The following is a 3,917-nucleotide window of genomic DNA, read 5'->3' on the forward strand; positions in this document are numbered from 1 at the left end:
AGTCCGGCCAGGGTCGGGGCCGGGGCGCCCCGGGAGTGCAGGGCCGCCTTGCCGATCGCGCGGGCGACGGTCCTGCGGTCGCCGACGGCGTGGGCGGCGTCCTCGTCCGCCCAGCGCTCGGTCGTGTACGACACCGCCGTGCGCAGCGGGCGCAGGAACGGATTGGCGCGCGCGGCCAGCTGCACGGCAAGGAGGTAGCGGTGGTGCCGGGTCGCGAGGTGGGCGCGTTCATGGGCGAACAGGGCGCGGCGCTCGGCGGGTTCGAGGCAGCCGAGCAGGGCGGTGGTGACCACGACCCGGTCGCGGGCGCCGCCGGGCAGCGCGTACGCGTAGGGCACGTCGTCGGGCAGGACCGCGACGGCGGTGTCGGGCAGCCCGGCCAGCGCGCGGTGGGCGAGGCGGCGTACCTGGCGGTGGCGCCACAGCGTTCTGCCGCACGCCACGGCCACGGCAAGAAGACCGGGAATGGCAAGGCGGCCCGCGACCTCGTCGTACGGCACGGCGGCGCGCACCTCCGGGTCCGACCAGCCGTCCGGCAGGGGGTTGCCCGGCAGCTGAGCCGTGCCGACGACCATCAGCAGGCCCAGGCACAGGGTGCTGCACAGCGCCATGACCGCGGCGACCGTCGTGAGCAGCCGGGTGGCGGTCCGCGGGTGCAGACGCTGCTCGGCGAGCCGGGCGACCGGCCATGCCGTCAGCGGAAGGACCAGCGGCAGAAGGACGAACATCCCCATGACGGCTCAGGCGTCCCTCTCCGCATCGGCCTGGCCGAGGAGCTCTCGGAGCAGCTGCTCGTCGCCCGGCGGCAGAGCGGTGAGGAAACTGGCGAGTACCGCCTCCCGGTCGCTCTCGCCGTCGAGCACCTTGCGCATCTTGCGCGCCGCGAGACCCGCCTCGTCGGACGACGGTGTCCACGCGAAGGAGCGGCCCGCGCGCTCGCGGGTCACCGCGCCCTTGTCCAGGAGCCGGGTCAGGATCGTCACGACGGTCGTGTACGCGAGATCCCCGCCGAGCCGCTCCTGCACCCAGCCCGCGGTCGCGGGACCTTCCGCCTCGCGCAGGGCAGAGAGGACCTGCGCCTCCAGCTCACCCTGCCCCCGCCGCCGGGGTCGCTGCTCCGCCACGCCTGTCTCCCTTCCACTGCCTCGTCGTCCTGGACGAGGCTAACGCCCCGTTCACCGATGGTGCGCGCGGCCAAAACGGCATTGCTCCGCATCGTGGCGCACATTAGGGTCGCTCGGGTGACTGCCGGGTCGGCCATGGGCCATGCACGAGTGAGGCGTCCGGCCTCGGCGTGAGCGCGAGGCGGGCCAGAGCCCCGCCGTCCCCTCTTCCGTCTTCCCTCCCAGCGCCCCATGCGGCGCACCGTCGGTGGAACCCAAGACCCGGAAGAGACCTCACACATGCCGCACGACCAGCACCCGCACGAGCCCACTTCACCTGTGACGACCGCCCAGTTGAACCACACCGCCGTCTACGCCAAGGACCGGCGGCTGTCCGCCGAGTTCCTCGCCGTGATCCTGGGCCTGAAGGTCGGCGCCCCGTTCGGGCCGTTCCTGCCCGTCGATCTCGGCAACGGCGTCACGCTCGACTACTACGAGCTGAGCGACGAGCCGATCCAGTCGCAGCACTACGCGTTCCTCGTGCCCGACGAGCAGTTCGACTCCATGATCGCCCGTCTGGAGACGGTCGGGGTCACCTACTACGCCGACCCCAACCACACCGAACCCGGCCGGATCAACCGCCTGTTCGGCGGTCGCGGTGCCTACTTCGACGACCCGGACGGCCACAACATGGAGATCATGACCCGGCCCTACGCCCGCCCTTAGCGCCTGCGTGCGGAACGGACAGCTCCTTCCGGTGGAACGGACCGCTCCTGGGGCTGCCCATCTGTTCGAGACGTGATTGAGGCATCGCGCCCCGCCCGCTCCCGCAGCGGGCGGGGCAGGGGTGCCCGGCCGTGGCTGCGGAGACCTGACCCGGAGCCGTTCGCCGTGAGGCGGTGGGGCGAGCTGACGCCCTGAGCGCCGCATGGGCCGCGGGAGCCGGGCAGTTGACGCACGCGGCACCCCCGGCCCCAGGACGTGTGCACGCGCGACGATCGGCGCAAAAGGCTCATTGCGGCACTTGTCCGGCGGCAGTAAGAAGAGGCATCAACCCTGAACGTTGCGGCCGCGGCGTCCTGAAGGCATCACATCGCAGCTCTGAGAGAAGCCGGGTGATCCAGAATGGCGCAAGATCCACACACCGCAGTGACGAACGAGCCGGACGACGGAGCCATAACGCTGGCCGCCGAACAGGAAGCGGTCCTGCAGCCGCCGTCCGAGGGGACGCAGGGCGAGGCCCAGCACTCGACGGGTGAGGGCCTTGAGCACGTCGAGGGCTACCGGCGCCCCGAGCATTTCGCGCCGGAGGCCTGGACGGCCCCGACCGCCTCGCTTCCCGACATCGGGGAGGCGTCGTTCGGCCCGCCGCCCCTGGCTCCGGAGACCGTGCACGGCCCCGATGACCGCATCCAGATCACCAACACCAGCGTGTATCCGTGGCGGGTGCACTGCTACCTCCTGATCACCGCCCGGGACAACGCCCTCTTCCAGGGCACCGGCTGGCTGCTCGGACCGCACACCCTCGCGACCGCGGGGCACTGCGTCTACATCAAGGGCAGCGGCGTGGCGGGCCGGGACGGCTGGGTGAAGAGCATCCAGGTCATGCCGGGACGCAACGGCGCCGCGCTGCCGTACGGCAGCATCACCTGCACCAGCTTCCGCTCCGTGACCGGCTGGACGACGAACGGCGACGAGAACTTCGACTACGGCGCCATCGTCACGCCCTCCAACATCGGCTCCACCACAGGCTGGTTCGGCTTCGGCGTCTGGTCGGACTCGGACCTGCTCAAGACCACCGGTAACATCTCCGGCTATCCGGGCGACAAGCCGTCCGGGACGCAGTGGTACGCGGCACGCGGGATCGACTCGGTCGCTCCGCGCAAGGTGTACTACGACATCGACACCGCCGGCGGGCAGAGCGGCAGCTCCGTCTACCGCATCGACAGCACCGGCCGCTACGGCTTCGGCATACACGCCTACGGCGGATCGCGGGTGAACTCGGGAACCCGGTTCACCACCCCCGTCTTCAACAACTACGTGGCGTGGAAAGCGTGAGAGAACCCCTATGAGCGGCAGCAGGCCCGCAGTGGAGATCACCGGCGTCGTCCGCGACGCGTCGGGCACCCCGGTGACGGGCGCCCACGTCCTGTTCACGAGTGGCCCCCGGCCCTTGCCGGACATCGCCGCCCTGACGGACACCGAGGGTCGGTTCTCCCTCACCGCCCCCACAGCGGGCGATTACACGCTCACCTGCCGGGCGGACCCCCTCATGGGTCCGCCCGGCACGGCCGAGACCACCGTCCGCGTCGAACCGCCGACGCAGGCCGCCCTCCCAGGGCCGCTGCGGGTCGATCTGACCATCGGCTGAGGGGCGCCCATGGTTGCCGACCGGCAGCGGTGGACGTGCGTGGTGCGCGACTCCTGTCTAGCGTCACGAGCATGAACAGTGCCCCGCAGCGTTTCGAGATCCTGCTGGTACCCGAGTTCTCGGGGAACGGCGTGAGTACGACCGATACCCGCGACGCCCTGCGCTCGGCCGTCGTGGTGGCCACGGGCGAGACCGGGTCCTCCGGGTTTCCCCGGTACGCGGGCGACGGAATGGAGGCCGACATCGACCCCGCGACCCGCACCGTCGAGGCGCTCCTGGTCGACGGGTCCGAGCTGGACTACGGGCTCTCGGTGCGGGTCGCGGACGCGTAGCGGGTTCGGCCCCGGCGCGCCCGGAGCACTGGTCCGGTCACAGCGGCGGGGCCACGTCGCCGGCGAGGCGGGCCAGCGCGTGCGCGAGCCCCGGTGGGGAGCCCGCCGCGC

General features: G+C 71.8%; 6 protein-coding genes. 4 read left to right on the top strand and 2 right to left on the bottom strand.

Features of this window, described 5'->3' with window-relative positions:
- Together ABD378_RS20900 and ABD378_RS20905 are read right to left on the bottom strand one after the other, a co-directional pair.
- On the bottom strand, positions 1-734 hold a 734-nt coding region (locus ABD378_RS20900; RefSeq protein WP_344522455.1), incomplete at its 3' end, for a M56 family metallopeptidase.
- A 6-nt stretch (positions 735-740) separates the two neighbouring features.
- A complete protein-coding gene (locus tag ABD378_RS20905; RefSeq protein WP_344522456.1) occupies positions 741-1,124 on the bottom strand; it encodes a BlaI/MecI/CopY family transcriptional regulator in 384 nt (127 codons plus the stop codon).
- Positions 1,125-1,403: 279 nt separating this feature from the next.
- Between ABD378_RS20905 and ABD378_RS20910 the strand changes: the two genes are divergently transcribed.
- From ABD378_RS20910 to ABD378_RS20925, 4 genes are all read left to right on the top strand, one after another.
- Complete coding sequence (locus tag ABD378_RS20910) at positions 1,404-1,829, top strand: VOC family protein (RefSeq protein ID WP_344522457.1); 426 nt, start codon at positions 1,404-1,406, stop codon at positions 1,827-1,829.
- A 399-nt stretch (positions 1,830-2,228) separates the two neighbouring features.
- Complete coding sequence (locus ABD378_RS20915) at positions 2,229-3,161, top strand: trypsin-like serine peptidase (RefSeq protein ID WP_344522458.1); 933 nt, start codon at positions 2,229-2,231, stop codon at positions 3,159-3,161.
- A gap of 10 nt (positions 3,162-3,171) precedes the next feature.
- Positions 3,172-3,474 (top strand): carboxypeptidase-like regulatory domain-containing protein, encoded by a 303-nt coding sequence (locus tag ABD378_RS20920; RefSeq protein WP_344522459.1) that lies wholly within the window; start codon positions 3,172-3,174, stop codon positions 3,472-3,474.
- A gap of 71 nt (positions 3,475-3,545) precedes the next feature.
- On the top strand, positions 3,546-3,806 hold the full coding sequence (locus ABD378_RS20925; protein WP_344522460.1) for a hypothetical protein: 261 nt from the start codon (positions 3,546-3,548) through the stop codon (positions 3,804-3,806).
- Positions 3,807-3,917: the final 111 nt, after the last annotated feature.

This window comes from Streptomyces rectiviolaceus (genome assembly GCF_039533825.1).
GTDB classification, from domain to species: Bacteria; Actinomycetota; Actinomycetes; order Streptomycetales; family Streptomycetaceae; genus Streptomyces; species Streptomyces rectiviolaceus.